The sequence below is a fragment of the Candidatus Tenderia electrophaga genome, from assembly GCA_001447805.1.
GTDB lineage: Bacteria > Pseudomonadota > Gammaproteobacteria > Tenderiales > Tenderiaceae > Tenderia > Tenderia electrophaga.
Window position 1 is genome coordinate 2,802,684 of record CP013099.1, and the last position, 22,249, is coordinate 2,824,932.

A 22,249-nucleotide genomic window follows, 5' to 3' on the forward strand; every position below is an offset into this window, starting at 1 on the left:
GGCATCAGGTGTCGGCCGCCACGACAGCGGAGGATCCGGCCACCGGCTCGTCCTTGGACCGTTTCATCGATGCTCTGACTGAGCGGGGTCAACACCCCTTGCTGCAGCAGTTCCAGGCCCAGCAGTCGCAACGACACACCTATGGTCAGATCGGGGAACAGGTTCTGGCCCTGGCCCGGGGCGTGCAACGGCGGGTGGAGCCGGGTGAGGCGGTGGCCCTGCTCGGGTCCGAGGGACCGGCCTGGATCATCGCCGCCTTGGCCATCCTGCGCAGCGGTGCGGTGGTCATGCCCCTGGATGTGCAGCTCGGTGACGATACCCTGGCCCACGTGCTGGAGGACAGCGGCGTACGCTGGATCTTCACCACCACCCGCCAGCGCGAACGGCTGACGCGGCAGGCACCCCAGGCCCACCTGGTCATGCTGGATGAAGAAGATGAAGAGGCGCGCGTGAGCTGGCGCAGCCTGATGCAGAAGGATGGCAGCTTACCCGCCAATGACAGCGCTGCGCCCGCCGCCCTGTTCTATACCTCCGGCACCACGGGTCCCCCCAAGGGAGTGCCGCTAAGCCACGCCAATCTGGCCTTTCAATTGGATACCCTGGCCCGGACAGACATCACCCACCCCGGCGACCGCGTGCTATTGCCCCTGCCCCTGCACCATGTCTATCCCTTTGTGATCGGCATGCTCGGCCCCCTATCCCTGGGCCTGACCCTGGTCATTCCCTACGCCCTCACCGGGCCGCAATTGATGCGCGCCATCCGGGACGGCCATGCGACGGTCATCATCGCTGTGCCGCGGCTCTATCGCTCCCTATTCGACGGCATCACCGCCCGCGTGGCCCAACGCGGGCGCATGGCCCGGGCCCTGTTCCAGGGACTGTTGCATCTCAGCCTGGTGGCGCGAAAACGCTGGGGAGTCTATCTGGGCCGCGTCCTGTTTCGCCCCCTGCACGCCCAAATGGGCGGCCAATTGAGGGTCCTGGCCAGCGGCGGCTCGGCCCTGGATCCGAGCCTGGCCTGGCAATTGGAGGCTCTGGGCTGGCAGGTGGCGGTGGGCTATGGCCTCACCGAGACCGCCCCGCTGCTCACTGTGGACCCGCCCGGTCAGCTCCGTCCCGGCACCGTGGGCAAGGCGGTACCGGGGGTGGAATTGCGCATCGATCCACAGGCCGCCCCCGAGGGCAGCAAAGACGGCGAGGGTGAGATCCTGGCGCGGGGCCCGAACATTTTCGCGGGCTATCGCAACCAGCCCGACAAGACGCGGGCGGTGCTCAGCGACGATGGCTGGTTTCGCAGCGGCGACCTGGGCTGGCTGGATGCGGACGGCTATCTGCACGTCAGCGGCCGGGTCTCCACCCTGATCGTCACCGAAGGGGGCGAGAATATTCAGCCCGACGAGCTGGAGGCGCGCTATGCCGAGCACCCGGCCATCAAGGAGCTGGGCATCCTGCAGCGCAACAATCAGCTGGCGGCCCTGATCGTGCCCAGCGCCGGTGGCGGCGACAATATGCGCGCGCGCATCCGCGACGCCGTCGGCCACATCGCCGCTGAACTCCCCTCCTATCAACGCCTGGCCGAGTTCGCCTTGAGCGCCAAGCCCCTGCCGCGCACCCGCCTGGGCAAGATCCAGCGCCACTCCCTGGAACAACGCTATGAACAGGCCCAGGCCGAAGGCGACCAGGCCCTGCAGCGCGAACCCCTGGCGCTGGAGGAGATGTCCGCCGAGGATCGCAACCTGCTGGAACACCCGGCGGTTCGGCGCAGCTGGGAGTGGCTGGCGCAGCGCTATCCCAAACGGGGCCTGACCCCGGACAGCCATCTGCAACTGGAGCTGGGCGTGGATTCACTGGAATGGCTCAACCTGACCCTGGAGCTGGGCCAACGGACAGGGGTGGAACTCAGTGATGAGGCCATCGGCCGTATCGAGACGGTGCGTGATCTGTGGCAGGAACTCATCGACGCTCGCGGCGGCGCGGCCACCCTGGCCGATCCGATTGAACACCCGGAACGGGTACTGGATGAGAAAAAGCGCCGTTGGCTGCAGCCCCGCCATGGGGTGGTGCGCGCCAGCGCCAGTACCCTCTATGGCCTTAACCGGCTGCTGATGCGCGGCCTGTTTCGGCTCCGCGTCTACGGCCGGGAGCAACTGCCCGAGCAGGGGCCGATGATTCTGGCCTGCAACCATGCCAGTTATCTCGACCCCTTCGCCGTCGGCGCGGCCCTGCCCACGGCGCGACTGCATACCCTCTATTGGGGCGGCTGGACCGGGGTGGCCTTTAGCAACCCCCTGACCCTCATGGGCAGCCGCATCGTGCAGATCATCCCCATCGATCCGGAGCAGGGCGTGCGCAGCAGCCTGGCCCTGGCCGCGGCGGTGCTGGAACGGGATCAGGGCCTGATCTGGTTCCCGGAGGGCGGACGCTCGCCCAGCGGCGAGTTACAGGATTTTCGACGGGGCATCGGCATGCTGTTGCAGCGTTTCTCCGTGCCCGTGGTCCCGGTCTATATCCGCGGCAGCGAGAAGGCCCTGCCGCTGGGCCGACGCCTGCCGCGCCTGACGTCGATCAAGGTGCACTTCGACGCAGCCCTGGATCCCAAGCAGCTGGCGCAACAAGGCGAAGGGGAGGACGAGGCGGCGCGCATCGTGGCCGCCCTGCACCGACATATGGCCCGGGGTTTGGCCGAATCAGGTCGGGGCTGAGGCCTTATCCGAGGCCGGGGCGTGTCGCGCTGCGGGCACCGTCAACATCAGCACAAAGCCCACCGCCAGCAACACGATGATCACGCTCATGCCGGCGCGCTGGCTGTCGAACCAGCCGGTCACCCAGCCCACCAACAACGGCCCCATGAAGGCGGTGGCCTTACCCGAGAAGGCGAACAGACCGAACATCTGACTGCGCAGATGGGCCGGGGCCGTGTGTCCCAAATAAGAGCGTGAGGCGGCCTGCACCGGGCCGACGAAGATACCCAGGGCCACGCCCAGCCCCCAGAACATCAAGGTGGATTCTACCCAGAGCAACAGCGTGCCGGGAATCATAAGACCGATCAGTGAGACCAGGATAGTGCGCTTGCTGCCCAGCCAGTCATCCACCCAGGCAAAGGCCACCGCCCCCAACCCGGCGCTGACATTGAGGGCGATGCCGAACATCAATACCTGGGTCTCATTCAGACCGAAGGTGCCGGCGGCATAGACGCCGCCAAAGGCAAACAGGGTGGCCAGGCCGTCGATGAAGATCATGCGGGCGATCAAGAAACGCAGGATGTGGCGATAGTCACGCACCTGACGCAGGGAGTCGCGCAGCTGGCCCAGGCCCTCGGTTACCGCACTGCGCAGCCGGATCTGACGCGCTGGCGCGTCGGTGGTGAACAGGAGCATGGGCACGGCGAACACGGCATACCACAGGGCCACCAGCACAAAGGTGGCGCGCACATGCTGGGCCTCGTCGCGCGGCAGGTCCAACCAGGCCGATTCGTGCACCAGGCCGAACAGGGCCAACAACAAAGAGGCAATCCCGCCGGCATAGCCCAGCCCCCAGGCCCAACCGGACCAGCGCCCCATGCGCGCGCCGCTGGTGAGCGCGGGCAGCATGGCGTTATAGAAGACAAAGGCGAACTCAGCCCCCACAGTGGCCAGGCCGGCCAGCAACATGGCCGGCAAGACCCACTCGTTGTGCGGCTGCACCCACCACAGGGCGGCAGTGGCCAGGACACACAGCAGGGTGAATGCGCCGATCCAGGGCTTGCGCCTGCCGGTTTGATCCGCGATGGCCCCCAATAAGGGTGCACTGAGCGCCACGATCACACCGGCGATGCCGACGGTATTGCCCCATTGGGTGGTGCCGATCGTCTCGTTCTCCGCCACTTGGCGGGCGAAATAGGCGGGGAAGACAAAGGTAGAGATAATGGCGGCGAAGCTACTGTTGGCCCAATCATACAAGGCCCAACTGAAACGCCCCTGGCTGCGAGCCTCGATGGCGGGCGTATTTTCGACGTCATTGGACATGACGTTTATTATACGGCGATGCGAAGCTAAATCTGATCCGAATTCATGATGCGGACATTCGCCTCGCTGAGTTCCTGGCGCAGCTCATCGTCTACGCTGGGGTCCACGGCGCGGGTCAGATCCCACAAGAAATAGGTATTGAAACCGGCATCGGCCGCATCGATGGCGGAGAACTTGGCGCAGATATCGCGCGCCAGTCCGCACACGTAGACGTCCTCAATGCCACGCTCATGCAGATACCCCGCCAGACCGGTGGCGGGGCGCTTACCCTCGGGGTTCCAGTTATTGCGAAAACCGCTATAGGAGTCCACGGCGGGGTCGGTGCCTTTGCGGATAATGGCCTCGATGCGATTCAGGGCCAGGCCTTCGTGCAGTTGCGCGCCGCGCGTCCCCTGCACGCAATGATCCGGCCACAAGGTCTGTGCATGACCATACAGATCAATACTGTCCATGGGCTGGGCATCCGGGTGATGACTGGCGAAGGAGACGTGGTCAGCGGGATGCCAATCCTGGGTGGCCACACAGTATTCGAAACGCCCGCTTTCCATCAGCACCTTTACCGGCGCCACGATCTGATCGCCCTGCTCCACCGCCAAGCCGCCACCGGGCATGAAGTCGGGCTGAATATCGATCAGCAGCAGAACACTACGGTGCTTCGATGCCATGTGGACCTCCTGGGTGCGAACAGGCGCGCGCTGCATAAACCCATGCAAATAGGATACATCCTGTCGAGCCCCCGAGTCGATTGCATTGACATATCTCAATGTCGAGCGGCGCAACGGGTCGCTACCGTGTCTCGCCGTGAAAGGCGGCTCACATCGGCGTGGCCATGGGTCAAGGCGGCACCGATGTGGCACGCCGCGCCGCCGCCCTGATCCTGTCCGACGACAACTTCGCCTCCATTGCCCACGGCATGGAGAAGGGCCGCACCGCCTATGACAAGGTACGCAAGTCGACCTGCTGGTGTTTGACGAGCTGCCCAAGTGGCTGCCGCCAAGATTTAAATCCGTCAATGACAGCGGGGTGACACGGTTTATCCTAGAGGCCATTGATAATGGTCACTGGAGCAGCAGGAGGATCCCATCATGCGACTACCCATCGAAAACCGGCAGACGGCGGGCCAGGCCTTGGCCGACGCCCTGGGCGACTACGCCCAGCGGGATGATGTACTGATACTGGCCCTGCCGCGCGGCGGCGTGCCTGTCGCCTGCGAGGTGGCCGAGGCGCTGCAGGCGCCCTTGGACCTCATGCTGGTGCGCAAGTTGGGCACGCCGGGACAACAGGAGTTGGCCATGGGGGCCATCGCCACCGGCGGAGCCCGGGTGATGAACCCGGACATCGTCTCCGCCCTGGCCATCGACCAACAGACCATCGACGCGGTGGCCGAACGGGAACAACGTGAACTGGAACGTCGCCAACAGGCCTACCGCGGTGACCGACCGTTGCCGCGCATCGATGGCCGCTGCGTCATCCTGGTGGACGACGGCGTGGCCACCGGTGCCACCATGCGCGCCGCCGTTGCCGCCCTGCGCCAACAACAACCGGCGCGCGTGGTGGTGGCCGTGCCCATCGCCCCCGCCGAGACGGTGGCCAAGATGGAACAGGGGGCCGATGAAGTAGTTTGTCTGGAGACCCCGGAGCCGTTCATAGCCATTGGCCGGTGGTACGCCGACTTCCCCCAGCTCAGCGATGCAGAGGTACGCCAACAATTGGCACGCCTGTGGGACAAAGAGACCGAGGCAACGACATGAGCAGACCCGACATCACCCCCGAGGAAGTCATCATCCAGACCGAGGACGCCCAGCTCAGCGGCAACTTGACGGTACCCGCGGATGCCGTCGGCCTGGTCATCTTCGCCCACGGCAGCGGCAGCAGCCGCCATAGCCGGCGCAATCGCTATGTGGCGCAGGTACTGAACCAGGCCCAACTGGGCACCTTGTTATTTGACCTGCTTACCGAGGACGAGGAGCGCATCGACAACCGCACCCGGGAGTTGCGTTTCGACATTCCACTGTTGAGCCAGCGCCTCATCGGCACCATCGACTGGACCCGCCACAACGCGGAGCTGAACGGTCTGCACATCGGTCTGTTCGGCGCCAGCACCGGCGCCGCCGCGGCCTTGAATGCCGCCGCGGCACGACCCCAGCAGGTCGGGGCGGTGGTCTCCCGGGGCGGACGCCCCGATCTGGCCGCCGACGCCCTGGCCCAGGTTAAGAGCCCCACCCTGTTGCTCGTCGGGGGCAACGATCCACAGGTCATCGAATTGAATACCCAGGCGGCGGACCAGCTGGTCGCGCCCCATACCCTCCACATCGTGCCCGGGGCCACTCATCTATTCGAAGAGCCGGGCAAGTTGGAAGAGGTGGCCGGTCTGGCGCGGGACTGGCTGCGGCGCTACCTGGTCCGGAATGAACACTGAGCACCCCCTCCTCTTCGCCCTGAGCGAAAGCCGGGCCTTCGGCGACCGGGTTGCCGCCACCCTGGGCCTGTCCCTGGGCGAGCACAAGGAGCGTGAATTCGAGGACGGCGAACACAAGATCCGGTCGCTGGAAAACGTGCGTAATCGCGACGTCTACGTGATCCAGTCACTCTACAGCGACCCTGAGCGCAGCGTGAACGACAAGCTCTGCCGCCTGCTGTTCTTCCTGGGCGCCTTGCAGGATGCCTCGGCCGCGCGGGTGAGTGCGGTCCTGCCCTACCTCTGTTATGCGCGTAAGGACAGAAAGACCAAGCCGCGTGACCCGGTGACCACGCGCTATCTGGCCCAGCTGCTGGAGTCCATGGGGACGCACCGGGTAGTCGCCCTGGAGGTGCACAATCCCGCCGCGTTTCAAAACGCCTTGCGCTGCCGCAGCGATCATCTCGAGGCGCGCCGGCTATGGGTGGACCACTTCGCCCCACGGCTGGCGGAGCGTTCGGTGGTAGTGGTCTCACCGGATGTCGGCGGCGCCAAACGGGCCGAGGCGTTTCGTCAGATGCTGTCCCGACGCCTGGCGCGCGAGGCCGACATGGCCTTTCTGGAAAAATACCGCAGCGCGGGCGAGATAAGCGGTCAGGCGGTGGTGGGCGATATCCACGACAAGGTGGCCATCATCGTCGATGACCTGATCAGTAGCGGCAGCACCCTGGTGCGGGCCGCGCGCGCCTGCCGCGCGGCCGGCGCCCGCGAAGTCCATGCCGCCGCCAGCCATGGCCTATTCGTCGGTGACGCAGATCAAACCCTGACCGAGCCGGCATTGGATCAGTTGGTCATCACCAATACCATCCCGCCGTTTCGCCTCACGGCCAAGGCGATCCAAGACAAGTTGACCGTGTTGGACGCCGCCCCGCTCTTCGCCGAGGCCATCAGGCGCATCCACAATGGCGCCTCCCTGGTCGAGCTGGTGGAGGACAATGCCTAGAAACGGGCTGTGGCCGCGCCAGAGCGCCTGTTAATGCTTAACTGGCATCGATGTGATGCAGCGCCAGCTCGAGATAATCGCGGGCGCGAGTGCGCCACTTGTCGTGATCATCGACCGTGTCATCGTCCGTATGCCAGATCGCCAGTGTAGCGCGCAGACAGGCGCGATAAACCGTATAGAACCGCATCAGGTCGGCCTCGGACCGGTCACCGCTGACATCGATGTAATAGTTCAGCACCCGCGCGCCGAGGGCGGGGGCGCCCAGGCGTTCGCATTCCAGAGCCAGGTAGGCCAACTCATCCAGGGGATCCAGGATGCGCAGGTCGCGATTGAACTCGAGGCAATCAATCACCACCGGCTCTGCGATCAAGCAGATGTGTTCGGGGCGCAAATCCCCATGCCCCTCTACCAGGCGGGCCTGTTGCGCACGGCGCATCAGCAACACCGCCCGCTCGCGGATAAAACCGCGCTGCCAGTCAGCCAGGCGCTTGAGTTGCGTCATAGGCAATCCATACTCGGCCTGGCCTAAGACGTCGAGATTGGCTTCAATATCCGCCGCGAAGCGCTGCACATAGGCGTCCGGCGCCATGGCCACACTCGCCGCACGATGCCGATAAAAATCCGCCAGTAATCGGCATACGCCGATGAGGTCCGCGCCCTTCACGGTGTTGTCCAGGATGGCCGCATCCAGCATCCGCGCCGCCGGCAGACGCCGCATCTTCACCAGCCAATCGACGACCTGCCCCGCCGGCGCCAACATCAAGCTGCCATCGGCTTGCCGGCGCAGCGCAACGACGCCGAGATAGACACCATTGGCCAGGCGGCGATTGAGTTCGACCTCACACTCGCAGTCGCGGCGCCTGAGCTCAAGGGTACTGAAATCGAGAAAATCGTAGCGCACCGGCTTTTTGAGTTTGTAGACAAACTCTTCGCCCAGGAACACCCAGGACATGTGGGTCTCCTTCACCTCGACGCGTCCCGGTGGCGCCATGTAGGCCTGGGGACCACGCAATGCCGCCACCTTGTCTTCAATGGAGGGGTCGGAGAACTGTGCCGATCGATTCATACAGGGATTTCACCGCAGCGCTGATTCAGTAGAGCAATAAACAAAGCCGCCGGAGGGCGCATTGATTTTCCGCAATCCCGGCACCGGGCGACGGGCGATTGAAATTTTTCATGGAGCTCGCGTCATGGCCGCCAACCTGGAGTGGCATCGGGCGCACAACACCACCTTTGAAGCGGCGCCCGTCCTCGCTGGCAAGTTTCGCAGCAATGTCTATGCTTGAAATTCGTTACCAATTACACGCAGGGGGGCTGCCATGAATCATCTCGTACGCTGGATAGTTGTGTTCTTAGGCTTAAGCATGACCTCCGCGCTGCTGCTGCGGCCGGCAGTGGCCGGACCCGGGGCCCTGTTTCCCGAGGTCATCCCACTGCCCAATGGCTTTCAACCTGAAGGTATCGCGGCCGGGGTCGGACTGAATGTCTACGCGGGCGCCATCGGCGACGGTGCCGTGGTGCGGGCGCAGGTGCTGACCGGCGAGGTCGAGCCGGTCGTCCCGCCGCAGGCGGGAAGATCCGCTGCCGGACTGAAGTTTGACCTGCCCTACCGTCGACTGTTCGTCTCCGGGGGTGCCACCGGGCAGGCCTACGTCTACGATGCCGGCAGTGGCCTGGAGCTAGTCTCTTATCAATTGGGGCCGGCAAGCGGGAGTTTCATCAACGATGTGGTGATCACTCGCCGCGGCGCCTATTTCACTGATTCATTCCGCCCCGTGCTATACCGCCTACCCTTTTCCGTGGGCGGCGCACTGCCCACCCCCTCGGATGCACAAGAGATCGCCCTGGGCGGCGATTTCGTCCAGGTTCCCGGCGCCTTTAATGCCAACGGCATCGCGGCCATAGGCGCTGGCAAAGAATTATTGCTGATCAATAGCACCACGGGAATTCTGTATAAGGTCGATCCAGACACCGGCGTTGCCACCGAGGTGGATCTGGGCGGTGCCACACTGAACGGCGGCGACGGCATCTGGCTACGCGGCCACACCCTCTACGTGGTGCAGAACGCCTTGAACCAAGTCACGCTGGTGAAACTCTCGGGCAAATACGAGCGCGGCGATGTCATCAATGTCATCACCTCCGCGGCACTGCGTTTTCCCACCACGGTGACCGGCACGGGGCCTTATCTCTACGTCGTCAACGCGCGCTTCAATGAAGTCGCTCCGGGCACGGCCGGACCGACGGATGAGTTCGAGATCGTGCGTCTGCCCCGGCTGCGTTGAGCGACGGATCGTCCCTTGGTCCAGTGAGAGTTATTGTTTCGACAAATCTAGGATTTTAATTGCTGACCGCGACCACAAAGAAATCAAGGCAAAGCGGGCTGGCGTTTGCGCACGACCGGCCAGGGGGTGACGAAATAATCCCTCTGTCCCCATTCGCCCGAAGAACCAATAAAAAAGCCCTGCTGTCTTCCAGCAGAGCCTCTATTGTATATGGCGCGCCCGGCACGATTATTCGCTAAGCTCACCCTGGCGGGCCAGCATCGCTGACGCGCTGCTGTTCTCCTTCGCTACCGCTCAGTCGTCGAACGTCACTGAATATATATGTCGCACGTTCGAACCGTGCCGCGGGGGCAATAAAAAGGCCCTGCTGTCTTCCAGCAGAGCCTCTATTGTATATGGCGCGCCCGGCACGATTATTCGCTAAGCTCACCCTGGCGGGCCAGCATCGCTGACGCGCTGCTGTTCTCCTTCGCTATCGCTCAGTCGTCGAACGTCACTGAATATATATGTCGCACGTTCGAACCGTGCCGCGGGGGCAATAAAAAGGCCCTGCTGTCTTCCAGCAGAGCCTCTATTGTATATGGCGCGCCCGGCACGATTCGAACGTGCGACCGCCTGGTTCGTAGCCAGGTACTCTATCCAGCTGAGCTACGGGCGCTTATATAAGGGCGGGGATTATCCCGTCTATGGCGCTGACTGTCAAGATAACCGCCTGAAAGGGGTAAACATCCCGACGTTAAATATGGCACGGAGCGGGATCACCGGCCTGCGGCTTCCAGTGTCACGACACTATTCTCTCGCTGGCGCTCGGTCGTCACAGCGCTTGATTTATAACATCGATGTTTCGGATCCCGCGCTTGCGGGCAACACCGGCGCCGTGCTCCGGCCACTTACATCCAATATCAAAATGGCGGAGAGAGAGGGATTCGAACCCTCGATGGGCTTTTGACCCATACTCCCTTAGCAGGGGAGCGCCTTCGGCCACTCGGCCATCTCTCCGTAAAGTGGGGAATTATACCTGATGCAGTTTGGATTCCGAACCCGGAAACCGAGCGAAATGCGTTAAACCAAAGCATCCCTCCATACGAGGGCGTAAGGATACCGTTTGACGCTGTGATCGTAAAGTATCTTGTTATTTATTAAGGCTGATTTGGAAAATTTCAGGAATTGCCGGAGGCATCCTGGGCGTCCGACTGATCGCCGGCTAGAGAGGGGTTTGGCGCTTCGCCTTTTTCCTGCTGGATGCGCTGATAGATCTCTTCACGGTGGACCGAGACTTCTTTCGGGGCATTCACGCCGATACGCACCTGGTTACCTTTTACGCCGAGCACGGTAACGGTAACGTTATCTCCTATGATCAGCGTTTCTCCTACACGCCGGGTCAAAATCAGCATATCGGTCTCCTTGTCTACATGTTCCTGTAGGTCCTTCCGTCAAGCATTTCGACTCGACCAGGCAGTCCCTACCCGTCATGCATAAGTTATCGACCGAGGATTTGAGAACTGTAGAAAAAGCCAATAATTCAACACCCTGCGTCAAATGTCCGCCGTGAGCAACAGACACATAAAAATAACATATTGATTTATTATGATTTATTCTCTAGCCCAAAGGCGCTGTGCAACGCCCGCACACCTAATTCGAGGTATTTTTCGTCGACGACGACTGAGATTTTGATCTCGGAGGTGGAGATCATGCGGATGTTAATCCCTTCATTGGCCAGGGCCTCGAACATGGTGCCAGCGATGCCGGCATGTGAGCGCATGCCCACACCGACCAGGGAGATTTTGACGATCTTGTTGTCGCCGCTGACTTCGCGCGCGCCCAGTTCCTGCTTGATCTGCTCCAGAATGGACAGCGCCTTGTCATAATCGTTGCGGTGCACGGTGAAGGTAAAGTCGGTGGTGCCGTCGACGCCGACATTCTGGATGATCATGTCGACTTCGATGTTGGCCTTGCCGATGGGGCTGAGAATCTTCGAGGCCACCCCGGGTTGGTCGGGCACGCCGACAATGGTCAGCTTGGCCTCGTCGCGATTAAAGGCGATTCCGGAAATCAGCGCTTCTTCCATTCCCTCTTCCTCATAGCTAATCAGGGTGCCTTCACCCTCTTCGAAACTGGACAGTACCCGCAGGGGTACATTGTATTTGCCGGCGAATTCCACCGAGCGTATCTGCAACACCTTGGAACCGAGACTGGCCATCTCCAGCATCTCTTCGAAGGTGATGCGTTCCAGGCGCCGGGCCTCGGGCACGACACGGGGGTCGGTGGTATAGACGCCGTCCACATCGGTGTAGATCTGACATTCCTCGGCCTTAAGCGCCGCGGCCAAGGCCACCGCCGTGGTATCGGAACCGCCGCGTCCCAGGGTGGTGATATTGCCTTCTTCATCCATGCCCTGAAAACCGGCCACCACCACCACGCGGCCTTGGTCCAGATCGTGGCGGATACGCTTGTTATCGATGTCGAGGATGCGCGCCTTGTTGTGCATGTTGTCGGTGCGGATGTGCACCTGATGGCCCGTGTAAGAGCGTGCCGGACAACGGCGTTTGTTCAGCGCCATGCTCAGCAGGGCGATGCTGACCTGCTCGCCGGTGGAGAGCAGCACATCCAGCTCGCGCGGCACGGGGGTGTCCTGGATGGCCTTCGCCAGTGCCACCAGGCGGTTGGTCTCGCCGCTCATGGCGGAGACCACCACCACCACGTCGTGACCCTTGTCGCGCCAGCTCTTGACCTTGTCGGCCACCGCCTCGATGCGCTCGATGCTGCCCACCGAGGTGCCGCCGTATTTTTGTACGATTAACGCCATGCCGTTCTACTTCTGGGAAAGGGCGTGATCATACTCAAGTCGTGGCAAGAAATCATCTGAGTCAAAGCGAGTCTCAGACGATTTTTTCACGCACCCAGGCCTCGACCGAGGCCAGAGCCTGGTCCAGGGGCGCAGGGTCATTGCCGCCGGCCTGAGCCATATCGGGACGTCCGCCGCCCTTGCCGCCCACCTGCTGGGCGACATGATTCACCAGCTCGCCGGCCTTGATCCGGCCGGTCTCGTCCTTGGTGACACCGGCGGCCAAGGCCACCTTGTCGCCGTTGACCGTGGCCAGTACCACAGCGGCCTTGCCGAGCTTGTTCTTGAGCTGATCGACCGTATCGCGCAGGGCCTTGGCGTCGCCGCCCTCCAGTTTGGCCGCCAGCACCTTGATGCCGTTGACGTCGATGGCTTGGGCGGCCAGGTCGGTTCCCTGGCTGCTGGCCAGCTTGGCCTTGAGCTGCTCCAGCTCCTTTTCCAGCTTGCGGTTACGTTCCAGCACTTGATTGACCTTGGCGGCGGCATCCTCGCGGCCGCCTTTGACGGCGGCGGCGATGCGGGTCAAATTCTTTTCCGTCTCACCGATATAGTCCAGGGCGCCCTGGCCGGTGACCGCCTCGATGCGGCGCACACCGGAGGCGATACCGGCTTCCATGACGATCTTGAACAGGCCGATGTCGCCGCTACGGCGGGCGTGGGTGCCGCCGCACAGCTCGGTGGAAAACTCACCGATGCGCAGCACCCGCACCTGGTCGCCGTATTTCTCGCCGAACAGGGCCATGGCGCCGGCCTCCACCGCCTGGTCGTAATTCATCAGGGCGGTCTCCACCGGGGCATTGGCGCGGATCTGTTCATTCACCAGCATTTCCACCTGGCGCAGTTCTTCTGCCGTCATCGGTTCAAAGTGGGAGAAGTCGAAACGCAAGCGCTCCGGCTCCACCAGAGAACCCTTTTGGGTGACGTGATCGCCCAATACCTGGCGCAAGGCGGCATGCAATAAATGCGTGGCCGAATGGTTGAGCACAATGGCCTGGCGCCGTTGTTCATCCACCTCGGCCTTGAGCGTGTCGCCGAGCTTGAGCTCGCCGTGTTCCACCTTGCCGATATGGGCATTCACGCCGTGCCCCTGCTTTTGGGTATCGGTCACGCCAAACACACCATTCCGACCCTGCAATCGACCGGCATCACCGACTTGACCGCCGGACTCGGCATAGAAAGGTGTCTGATTCAGAATCACCATACCTTCCTGCCCTGCGCGCAAGGATTCCACGGGCTGGTCGCCGGCGAACAGGGCGATCACTTCGGCCTGATCGGCCAGGTGTTCATAGCCGGTGAATTCGCTCTCCGCATCCACATCGACCTTGCCGGGATAGCCGCCGCCGAACTGGCTGGCGGAGCGGGCGCGTTCACGCTGGGCCGCCATCTCCTGGTCGAAGCCCGCCATGTCCACGCTGAGGCCGCGCTCGCGGGCAATGTCGGCGGTGAGGTCGGCGGGGAACCCGTAGGTGTCGTAGAGCTTGAACATTACTGCGCCCGGAATCTCCTTGCTTTTGAGCCGGGCGATATCCTCTTCCAGGATCTTCATGCCCTGATCCAGCGTCTCGGCGAAGCGTTCTTCTTCCAGGCGCAGCACCCGTTCCACCTGGGTTTGGGCCTTGGCCAATTCGGGATAGGCCGCGCCCATCTCATCGACCAGGGCGGCGACCAACTTATAAAAGAAGGGATCGTTCATACCCAGCTTATAACCGTGGCGGATGGCACGACGGATAATGCGGCGCAGCACATAACCGCGCCCCTCGTTGGATGGCAGCACACCGTCGACGATGAGGAAGGCACAGGAACGGATGTGGTCGGCAATGACCTTGAGCGAGTTATTGTCCAGACCGCTGCTATGGGTGGTCGCGGCGGCCGCCTTGATCAGGTTCTGGAACAGATCGATGTCGTAATTGCTGTGCACCCCCTGCATCACCGCGGCAAGACGCTCCAGGCCCATACCGGTATCCACCGAGGGTTTGGGCAGCGCTGTCATGGCGCCATCGGCGGCGCGGTTGTACTGCATGAAGACCAGATTCCAGATCTCGATATAGCGGTCACCGTCCTCTTCCGGGGTGCCGGGCGGGCCGCCGGCCACATCCGGGCCGTGATCATAAAAGATCTCGGTGCAGGGACCGCAGGGGCCGGTATCGCCCATGGACCAGAAGTTGTCGCTATCGTATTTTTTGCCCGGTTTGTCGCCGATGCGGGTAAAACGCGCGGGATCGGCGCCGATGTCCTTGAGCCAGATATCCGCCGCTTCGTTGTCGTCCTCATAGACGGTCACCCACAGCTTGTCGGCGGGCAGCTTCATGGTCTGAGTCAGAAACTCCCAGGCAAACCGGATGGCGTCGCGCTTGAAATAATCGCCGAAGCTGAAGTTGCCCAGCATCTCGAAAAAGGTGTGATGGCGCGCGGTGTAGCCGACGTTTTCCAAGTCATTGTGCTTGCCGCCGGCACGCACGCAGCGCTGCGACGAGGTGGCGCGCTTGTAGGGACGTTGCTCCAGACCCAGGAAGGTCTCCTTGAACTGCACCATGCCGGCATTGGTGAACAACAGGGTCGGGTCATTGGCCGGCACCAGCGGGCTGCTGGGCACCACTTCATGGCCGTGCTCACGAAAATATTCCAGAAAGGCCTGGCGAATCTCTGCACTCTTCATTGCTTACTTGTTAATCCCAATCGTCCTGTTTCATGGCGCCGTTGATGTGTTCCGACTCAAAGCCACGGTATTGCAGAAACCGCATCTGCCGGGCGCGCTCCTCGAAACTCTCGGGCAGGGCCGGACCGAAGCGTTTTTGCCGCACCTGCGCCGCCAGCGTATGCCAGTGCCGCTCATGCAGATAACGATGGATGGTGTCGTCGTCGATCCGGTGCTCGCGCAGGTCCCGCCGCAGCCGCACCGGGCCAAGGCCCTTCGCCACCTTGGCGCGCACGTAGCTCTCGGCAAAGCGCTCATCCGAGAGCAAGTTGTCGGCCTGCAATTCGGCCACCACCGCGTCGATGGTATCGGGATCGAAATCCCGCGCCAGCAATTTTCGACACAGCTCTTGGCACGAGTGTTCACGCCGGCTCAGCAGTCTCACCGCCGCCGCCTGACATTGCTGCTTCTGAGAATCCGACATCCGTGACTAGATTTAGCGCCTCGCCTTGCCGCCGATGGTAGAGAAATCTCCCCTATTAGGCAAGCGACGCGGAGCTAAGTTCTTGATCTCGCGAATCGCCACGGCGTGTTGCCGGCGGTGGCGTGAAGGCACAAAGAAAAACGCCCGCAAAAGGGCGTTTTTGACCAACGGACAGACACTGCACCTCAAGGGCTTCAGGCTTCCACCTCTTCCTCGATCGGCGCCTCCTTCTGGGCGGGTTTGGCGCTGACCACTAATTTAGTGCGGATCTTGTCCTCGATATCCCGGGCGATCTCGGGGTTCTCCTTGAGGAAGTTGCGCACATTGTCTTTGCCCTGACCGATGCGATTGCCGTCGTAGCTGTACCAGGCACCGGACTTTTCCACAAAACCTTCCTTGACGCCGATATCGATGATTTCACCCTCGCGGGACACGCCCTCGCCGTAGAGGATGTCAAATTCGACCTGCTTGAAGGGCGGCGCCACCTTGTTCTTGACCACCTTGACGCGGGTCTCATTCCCCAATACGTCGTCGCCCTTCTTGATGGCGCCGATGCGGCGGATGTCGAGACGCACGGAGGAGTAGAATTTGAGCGCATTACCGCCGGTGGTGGTTTCGGGGCTGCCGAACATGACGCCGATCTTCATACGAATCTGGTTGATGAAGATCACTAGGGTGTTGGAGCGTTTGATATTGGCGGTGAGTTTACGCAGCGCCTGCGACATCAGGCGCGCCTGCAGGCCGACGTGGGAATCGCCCATGTCGCCTTCGATCTCGGCCTTGGGCGTCAGGGCGGCGACCGAGTCGATTACCACCACGTCCACGGCGCCGGAACGCACCAGCATGTCGGTGATCTCCAGCGCCTGTTCACCGGTGTCGGGCTGCGACACCAACAACTCGTCCATATCGACCCCCAGCTTCTCGGCATATTGGGGATCCAGGGCATGCTCGGCGTCAACGAAGGCCGCCGTGCCGCCGAGCTTTTGCGCCTCGGCCACCACCTGGAGAGTGAGGGTGGTTTTGCCGGAGGACTCCGGGCCGTAGACCTCCACCACCCGGCCGCGGGGCAAACCACCAATGCCCAGGGCGATGTCCAGTCCCAGGGAGCCGGTGGATACGGCGTCGATATTGCGCACCACGCCCTCGTCGCCCATGCGCATGATGGAGCCCTTACCGTATTGGCGTTCGATCTGGCCCAGCGCCGCATTCAGCGCCTTACGCTTGTTATCATCCATATTCACTCCCCGTTAATTAACTGTGTAAACGTACAGTACTATACAAGCAAAGCTTGCAGCTGACAATGCCCTGCATTATCACATATCTGCGCCGTGTCATCCCAGGCGCCAGCGGCGCAGAATTTCGTACCGGGCCCCGTCGGGCAGCAAGGTCGAGCGCACCAAAACGAACGCCTTTACCGGCCAGACCTGGACCTCGGCCTGCAGCCGACCGGGATTGCGCTTGAGCTTACGCGCCAAGGTCAAATGGGCCTGGTACGGGCGGGTATCCACCTCCAGACCGCAGGCCCGCGCGGCGCGACGCAAGGCCTCGACCAGCTGCTGCAGGGCGGGCGGGGTCTCATGCGGCCCCCACCACAGCACTTGAGGCCGGCGCCAATGGCCGAAACGCGCCAATCTCAGCTCGAAAGCCGGGGCGTGAATGGCATCCACTTTGGCCGCCAGGGCCCGGCGCGTCTCGGGGTCGACCTGGCCCAGATAAAGCAAGGTGAGATGTAGATTCTGCGGCGGCACCCGCCGACCATTACCGGACGGCAGCAGCTGTTGCGCCAAAGCAGCCCAGCCATGCTGCTGCTGGGCCGTGGGCCAGAGGGCAAAAAATAAGCGCTCGTGCTCAGCCGTCATCCGCCAGCAAATCGAGCACGCCCTGCAGGGCGATGGCGACGGCCTGGCGCCGCACCGCCTCGCGATCGCCACCCAGATGTTCGGTGCGGCTGATCGGTTCACCGCCGCTGCGGGCCCAGCCGAAGCAGACCGTACCCACCGGTTTCTGCGGCGAGCCGCCGCTGGGGCCGGCCACACCGCTGACCGCCAAGGCCACCTGGGCGCGGCTGTGCGTCAGGGCGCCGGCGGCCATCTCGCGCACCGTCTGTTCGGAGACGGCGCCGTCCTGCGCCAGGGTGTCCTGAGACACCCCCAGCATCTCGTGCTTGGCGTTGTTGGTATAGGTGACAAAGCCGCGCTCGAAGGAGCTGGAGCTGCCGGGTACGGCGGTCAATGTCTGCGCCACCCAGCCGCCGGTGCAGGATTCCGCCGTGCTCAGCATCAAGCCCAAATGATCCAGGCGTTCGCCGACGGCCCTCGCCAACTCCACCAATTCCATTGCTTCGTCTCCGTGTGCCATGAAGTTTTGTGAATTTCACAGGATAGGGTAGGATACGCAGCCTTGCCGTTTGCCTCGACACGCGTAATTTATTGTCTCAACACAACCCGCCCATGTCACTGTCCGACCGTTTAATTGCCCTGATACAGTATCCCCTGCCGCATCATCTGTTATCCAAGCTGATGTATCTGGCCACCCGGATCCGCTGGCGGCCACTCAAAAACGCCATGATCCGCTTCGTCATTAAGCATTTCAATGTCGACATGAGCCTGGCCCAACGACCGTCGCCGCACGACTACGCCAGCTTTAATGATTTCTTCACCCGCGCCCTACGACCGGAGGCCCGCCCCATCGCCCCCGCCGCGGATGCCATCGCCTGCCCGGTGGACGGCACCATTAGCCAGGTCGGCCCGATCCAGGAGGGCCGCATCTTCCAGGCCAAAGGTCATGATTACAGCCTCGAGGCCCTGGTCGGCGGGCTGCAGCACCTGCGCGACTGTTTCGCCGACGGCCAGTCCGCCACCATCTATCTATCGCCGCGGGATTACCATCGCATCCACATGCCCCTGGACGGCGTATTGCGCGAAACCGTCTACCTGCCCGGCCGGCTGTTCAGTGTCAATGCCGCCACCACCCGGGCCATCCCCGGGCTGTTCGCGCGCAACGAGCGCTTGGTGACCGTCTTTGACACGGCACAGGGGCCGATGGCGGTGATCCTGGTGGGGGCCATCTTTGTCGCCGGCATCGAAACGGTATGGCACGGCGATTATGGCGATAAGACCTTCCGCCCCTTTGAACATCATCGCGCCCCCGAGCTGCCGCCACTGTCTTTAAAGAAGGGGGAGGAACTGGGGCGCTTCAATATGGGGTCGACGGTCATCCTACTGTTCCCGCCGGGCACAGTGCGCTGGCAGGAAACCCTGCGGGCGGAACAGACGGTGGTCATGGGACAAAGGCTGGGCCGCATCGGCACGCCTTAGATGCGTTGCGCCGCGCACGCCGGCGCTCAGCTCTGCAACACCTCGCGCAATGACCGGAATGAGGAGATATCCAATTCCTCGAACATCACCCCGATGCCTTCGCCGGTCGCCCGGGCCACCTTGCCCGGCACCTTGTATTTGGTGCAGCGCCCCGGCTCACCGAGACGAAACACCAAATCGATGGGCGCATTGACGCTCGGCTGCAATTGCTGCACCTCGACGAATGCACCGTTCAGACTGATATCCCGTGTCTGACAATTCACCACTTCTATATCCTTATAACGCAGGTCGACGCTGACATGGACGGGTCGCCTTGCGGCCCAACGCTTCTCCATAAGACTTATCTCCAAGGCCCGTTATTTTTATTATTCATATTCGAACACCCGGATACAGAATAGTAAATAGGTATTTATTATGAGCCGCTTAGCGCAAGATAGTGATGCAATTAGTGGGCCGACTATGCAGTACTTCGGCGATAATTTCGATATACACTTTTTTCCCTAACCGAATCATGAGATTGTCATTAACTGAGTACGCAGGTCGCGGCGCGCGCGATCGAAATGCACTTCAGTACATCACTATATTGTTAACAATTTCGACAGTCCCCGACGCGCCCGCATTTCTCGCCGGGCTAACTGCGCTCGATGGGAAAGCTCACCACCTCGGCGATACAATCCGTCTCTGCCGCCAGCATCAGCAAACGATCCAGCCCTAATGCCACACCGGCGCAATCAGGTAAGCCGTGCTGCAAGGCGTGGATCAGGGTTTCGTCCATGGGGACCTCGGCCAGGCCGTGACGCCGCCGCTGGTGCCGATCCTGTTCGAAACGGCGGCGCTGTTCGGCGGCGTCAGCGAGTTCATGGAAGCCATTGGCCAGTTCTACCCCGTCGACATACAACTCGAAGCGCTGCGCCCGCGGCGGATCATTCCCATCCAGGCGCGCCAGCATGGCCTGTGAGGCGGGGAAATCATGAATGAACACGGCACCCGGGCCCAAGCGCGGCTCGAGGATGTGCGTTAGGATCAGGGCCAACCAATCGTCGCGCGTGGTCTCATCCAGATTGACGTTGACGCCGTGCTCACGCAGACAGGCGCGCGCCTGATCGACGCTGAGGCGGAATACATCCAGGCCCAGCGCCTGCTCAAATAAGGCCTCATAGCTCATGCGTCTGGCCGGGCCGGTGTGCAGCAAGGCGTCGATCAGGGCCTCCACCTCATCCATTAAGCCGTGGTGATCAACGCCGGGCCGGTACCACTCCAGCAAGGAGAACTCCGGGTTGTGGCGGCGCCCCGCTTCGCCGTTACGAAACGCCTTGCAGATTTGATAGATAGGCCCGCTGCCGGCGGCCAGCAGGCGCTTCATGGCGAATTCAGGCGAGGTCTGCAGATACAGGTCGCATCCCTGCGGGGCATGAGGGCCGTGATAGCGGCAGGCGAAACTGTCCAGATGGGGATCGGTGGCGGCGGCGGCGCCAAGCAGCGGTGTCTCCACCTCCATCACCGAGCGCGCCGAAAAAAAGGCCCGAATCTCGGCCAAGATGCGGGCGCGCAATTGTAAATTTTCCCGCGGCGCTGAGGGCCGCCAGTCGCGCGGCGGCGTCACCACGCTCTACTCCTTGGCGCGGGAGACGTATTCGCCGCTGCGGGTGTCGATCTTGAGCACATCGCCGACATCGATGAACAGCGGCACGCGCACCACGGCACCGGTCTCCAGCGTGGCCGGCTTGCCGCCGCCGCCTGAGGTGTCGCCGCGCACACCGGGATCGGTGTCGGTGACTTCCAGAATGGCAAAGTTGGGCGGGGTCACCGCCAGCGGTACGTTGTCCCACAGGGTGACGGTGCACATCTCTTCGCCCTTGATCCACTGCGCCGCATCGCCAACGGCCTCGGTGCTGGCGGCATACTGTTCAAAGGTGTCTGGCACCATGAAGTGAAAAAACTCACCGTCGTTGTAGAGATACTGCATCTCGGTATCGAGGACGTCGGCGGACTCCACCGTCTCATTGGATTTGAAGGTACGCTCGACGACACGGCCGGTCTTGAGATTGCGGATCTTGACGCGATTGAAGGCCTGGCCCTTGCCCGGCTTAACGAACTCATTTTCGACAATGGTACAGGGATCATTGTCGATCATGATTTTCAGTCCGCTCTTGAATTCGTTTGTGCTATAAGTCGCCATATCGTCCTCGTTTTCTCAAACTGATCAGCCGGGCTATACTGCCCGTCAAGCTGAGCGCCCGCAAAAGCGCGTTATTTTAGACAATATTCACGCCATGTTACAGCATAAACTCATTCCCGCCGCGCGGCACAACTGGCAACGGCAAATGGCCGAGGCGGTGCGCGATCCCGCCGAACTCCTGACATTGCTGGAATTACCGCACGATTTGCTGCCCGTCAGCGCCGCGGCGGCGCGCCAATTCGCCCTGCGGGTGCCGCGCGGCTTCGTGGCGCGCATGAAAAAGGGTGACCCGAACGACCCCCTGTTGCGTCAGGTGCTACCCCTGGACGCCGAGATGCGACAGGCACCCGGTTTCGATCGCGACCCGGTGGGCGATCACGCCGCCGTCGTGCAACCGGGCCTGCTGCAAAAATATCAAGGCCGGGTGCTGGTGATGACCACCGCCGCCTGCGGCATCCACTGCCGTTATTGTTTTCGCCGCCATTTCCCCTATCAGGAACAGGCCGCCCGGCCATCGCGCTGGCAAGCCATCTGCGACACCATCGCCGCCGACACATCCATCCACGAAGTCATCTTGAGCGGCGGCGATCCGCTTTCTTTGGCGGACGCCCAATTGACCCAACTGGTGCAGGGCTTGGAACAGATCCCGCATCTGAAACGGCTGCGCATTCACAGCCGTCAGCCCGTCGTGTTGCCGCAACGCGTCGATGATGCGCTGCTAAGCTGGCTGGGTCACTGCAAGCTCAAGACCGTCATGGTCATCCATTGCAATCATGCCAATGAGATTGACGCCTCGGTACGCAGGGCCTTGGCAAAATTGCAAGCCATTGGCGTCCCGCTGTTCAATCAAGCCGTGCTGCTACGTGGGGTGAATGATGATGTGACGCAACTGTATCGTCTGAGTGAGACGCTGTTCGAGTCCGGGGTAATGCCCTACTACCTGCATCTACTGGACAAGGTGCAGGGCGCGGTCCATTTTGAAGTCGACAGGCAAACGGCCCAGGCGCTGGTCATGCAACTGCGCCGCCGGCTGCCCGGCTATCTGGTGCCGCGTTTGGTGGAGGAAGTGGCACAGGCGGCTTACAAACAGCCGCTGTAGACT

At 62.1% G+C, this 22,249-nt stretch carries 21 protein-coding genes and 2 tRNA genes; 8 read left to right on the plus strand and 15 right to left on the minus strand.

The genetic code is table 11. The annotated features are described in order from the left end of the window. Nucleotides 1-8: 8 nt before the first annotated feature. Nucleotides 9-2,702, plus strand: coding sequence for a hypothetical protein (locus Tel_12825; protein ALP53948.1), 2,694 nt, complete (start codon nt 9-11; stop codon nt 2,700-2,702). Here the strand turns inward: Tel_12825 and Tel_12830 are convergent. Beyond that, nucleotides 2,688-4,004 carry an MFS transporter gene (locus Tel_12830; GenBank protein ID ALP53949.1) on the minus strand — a complete coding sequence of 439 codons (1,317 nt, stop codon included), beginning with the start codon at nt 4,002-4,004 and terminating at the stop codon, nt 2,688-2,690. The two genes, Tel_12825 and Tel_12830, sit on opposite strands and share 15 nt — an antisense overlap. 26 nt (nt 4,005-4,030) lie before the next feature. Then, on the minus strand, nt 4,031-4,705 hold the full coding sequence (locus Tel_12835) for a nicotinamidase (GenBank protein ALP53950.1): 675 nt from the start codon (nt 4,703-4,705) through the stop codon (nt 4,031-4,033). Nucleotides 4,706-4,833: 128 nt separating this feature from the next. Between Tel_12835 and Tel_12840 the strand changes: the two genes are divergently transcribed. Genes Tel_12840 through Tel_12855 form a run of 4 tightly spaced genes read left to right on the plus strand, consistent with a single transcriptional unit; the run spans nt 4,834 to nt 7,405 of the window. Then, complete coding sequence (locus Tel_12840; protein ALP53951.1) at nt 4,834-5,031, plus strand: hypothetical protein; 198 nt, start codon at nt 4,834-4,836, stop codon at nt 5,029-5,031. Nucleotides 5,032-5,089: 58 nt separating this feature from the next. Further along, nucleotides 5,090-5,755, plus strand: coding sequence for a hypothetical protein (locus tag Tel_12845; GenBank protein ID ALP53952.1), 666 nt, complete (start codon nt 5,090-5,092; stop codon nt 5,753-5,755). Then, nucleotides 5,752-6,423 (plus strand): hydrolase, encoded by a 672-nt coding sequence (locus Tel_12850; protein ID ALP53953.1) that lies wholly within the window; start codon nt 5,752-5,754, stop codon nt 6,421-6,423. The genes Tel_12845 and Tel_12850 overlap by 4 nt, the downstream gene beginning before the upstream one ends. Next, a complete protein-coding gene (locus Tel_12855) occupies nt 6,413-7,405 on the plus strand; it encodes a ribose-phosphate pyrophosphokinase (GenBank protein ALP53954.1) in 993 nt (330 codons plus the stop codon). Before Tel_12850 ends, Tel_12855 begins: the two co-directional genes overlap by 11 nt. Before the next feature lie 37 nt (nt 7,406-7,442). On the opposite strand, the gene Tel_12860 is transcribed toward Tel_12855, so the two are convergent. After that, the gene (locus Tel_12860) at nt 7,443-8,471 is read right to left on the minus strand and encodes a hypothetical protein (protein ALP53955.1); all 1,029 of its coding nucleotides are present in this window, start codon (nt 8,469-8,471) and stop codon (nt 7,443-7,445) included. A 298-nt stretch (nt 8,472-8,769) separates the two neighbouring features. Here Tel_12860 and Tel_12865 point away from each other — a divergent pair, with 298 nt between their 5' ends. After that, nucleotides 8,770-9,687: a hypothetical protein gene (locus Tel_12865; protein ALP53956.1), complete on the plus strand. Its 918-nt coding sequence runs from the start codon at nt 8,770-8,772 to the stop codon at nt 9,685-9,687. 581 nt (nt 9,688-10,268) lie between these two features. On the opposite strand, the gene Tel_12870 is transcribed toward Tel_12865, so the two are convergent. From Tel_12870 to Tel_12910, 9 genes are all read right to left on the minus strand, one after another. Next, nucleotides 10,269-10,345 (minus strand) — tRNA-Arg (locus tag Tel_12870). A gap of 250 nt (nt 10,346-10,595) precedes the next feature. Continuing rightward, a tRNA-Ser gene (locus Tel_12875) sits at nt 10,596-10,686 on the minus strand. A 161-nt stretch (nt 10,687-10,847) separates the two neighbouring features. Beyond that, nucleotides 10,848-11,081 carry a carbon storage regulator gene (locus Tel_12880; GenBank protein ALP53957.1) on the minus strand — a complete coding sequence of 78 codons (234 nt, stop codon included), beginning with the start codon at nt 11,079-11,081 and terminating at the stop codon, nt 10,848-10,850. Between the two features lie 191 nt (nt 11,082-11,272). Further along, a complete protein-coding gene (locus tag Tel_12885; GenBank protein ID ALP53958.1) occupies nt 11,273-12,493 on the minus strand; it encodes an aspartate kinase in 1,221 nt (406 codons plus the stop codon). A gap of 73 nt (nt 12,494-12,566) precedes the next feature. After that, nucleotides 12,567-15,188 (minus strand): alanine--tRNA ligase, encoded by a 2,622-nt coding sequence (locus Tel_12890; protein ID ALP53959.1) that lies wholly within the window; start codon nt 15,186-15,188, stop codon nt 12,567-12,569. Nucleotides 15,189-15,198: 10 nt separating this feature from the next. Further along, entirely contained in the window at nt 15,199-15,651 is a 453-nt protein-coding gene (locus Tel_12895) for a hypothetical protein (protein ALP53960.1), read from the minus strand. A gap of 194 nt (nt 15,652-15,845) precedes the next feature. Beyond that, a complete protein-coding gene (locus Tel_12900; GenBank protein ID ALP53961.1) occupies nt 15,846-16,886 on the minus strand; it encodes a DNA recombination/repair protein RecA in 1,041 nt (346 codons plus the stop codon). A gap of 96 nt (nt 16,887-16,982) precedes the next feature. Then, nucleotides 16,983-17,510: a hypothetical protein gene (locus Tel_12905; protein ALP53962.1), complete on the minus strand. Its 528-nt coding sequence runs from the start codon at nt 17,508-17,510 to the stop codon at nt 16,983-16,985. Further along, nucleotides 17,500-17,988, minus strand: coding sequence for a damage-inducible protein CinA (locus Tel_12910; protein ID ALP53963.1), 489 nt, complete (start codon nt 17,986-17,988; stop codon nt 17,500-17,502). Before Tel_12910 ends, Tel_12905 begins: the two co-directional genes overlap by 11 nt. Nucleotides 17,989-18,101: 113 nt before the next feature. Between Tel_12910 and Tel_12915 the strand changes: the two genes are divergently transcribed. After that, the gene (locus Tel_12915) at nt 18,102-18,968 is read left to right on the plus strand and encodes a phosphatidylserine decarboxylase (protein ID ALP53964.1); all 867 of its coding nucleotides are present in this window, start codon (nt 18,102-18,104) and stop codon (nt 18,966-18,968) included. A 26-nt stretch (nt 18,969-18,994) separates the two neighbouring features. Here Tel_12915 and Tel_12920 read toward each other — a convergent pair whose 3' ends face one another. The 3 genes from Tel_12920 to Tel_12930 form a co-directional block, all read right to left on the minus strand. Continuing rightward, nucleotides 18,995-19,303, minus strand: coding sequence for a hypothetical protein (locus Tel_12920; protein ID ALP53965.1), 309 nt, complete (start codon nt 19,301-19,303; stop codon nt 18,995-18,997). Between the two features lie 296 nt (nt 19,304-19,599). After that, nucleotides 19,600-20,571, minus strand: coding sequence for a hypothetical protein (locus Tel_12925; protein ID ALP54868.1), 972 nt, complete (start codon nt 20,569-20,571; stop codon nt 19,600-19,602). A 6-nt stretch (nt 20,572-20,577) separates the two neighbouring features. Further along, the gene (locus Tel_12930; protein ALP53966.1) at nt 20,578-21,147 is read right to left on the minus strand and encodes an elongation factor P; all 570 of its coding nucleotides are present in this window, start codon (nt 21,145-21,147) and stop codon (nt 20,578-20,580) included. Nucleotides 21,148-21,241: 94 nt separating this feature from the next. Here Tel_12930 and Tel_12935 point away from each other — a divergent pair, with 94 nt between their 5' ends. Further along, nucleotides 21,242-22,246, plus strand: a complete 1,005-nt coding sequence (locus tag Tel_12935; GenBank protein ID ALP53967.1) for an EF-P beta-lysylation protein EpmB — start codon at nt 21,242-21,244, stop codon at nt 22,244-22,246. Nucleotides 22,247-22,249 lie beyond the last annotated feature (3 nt).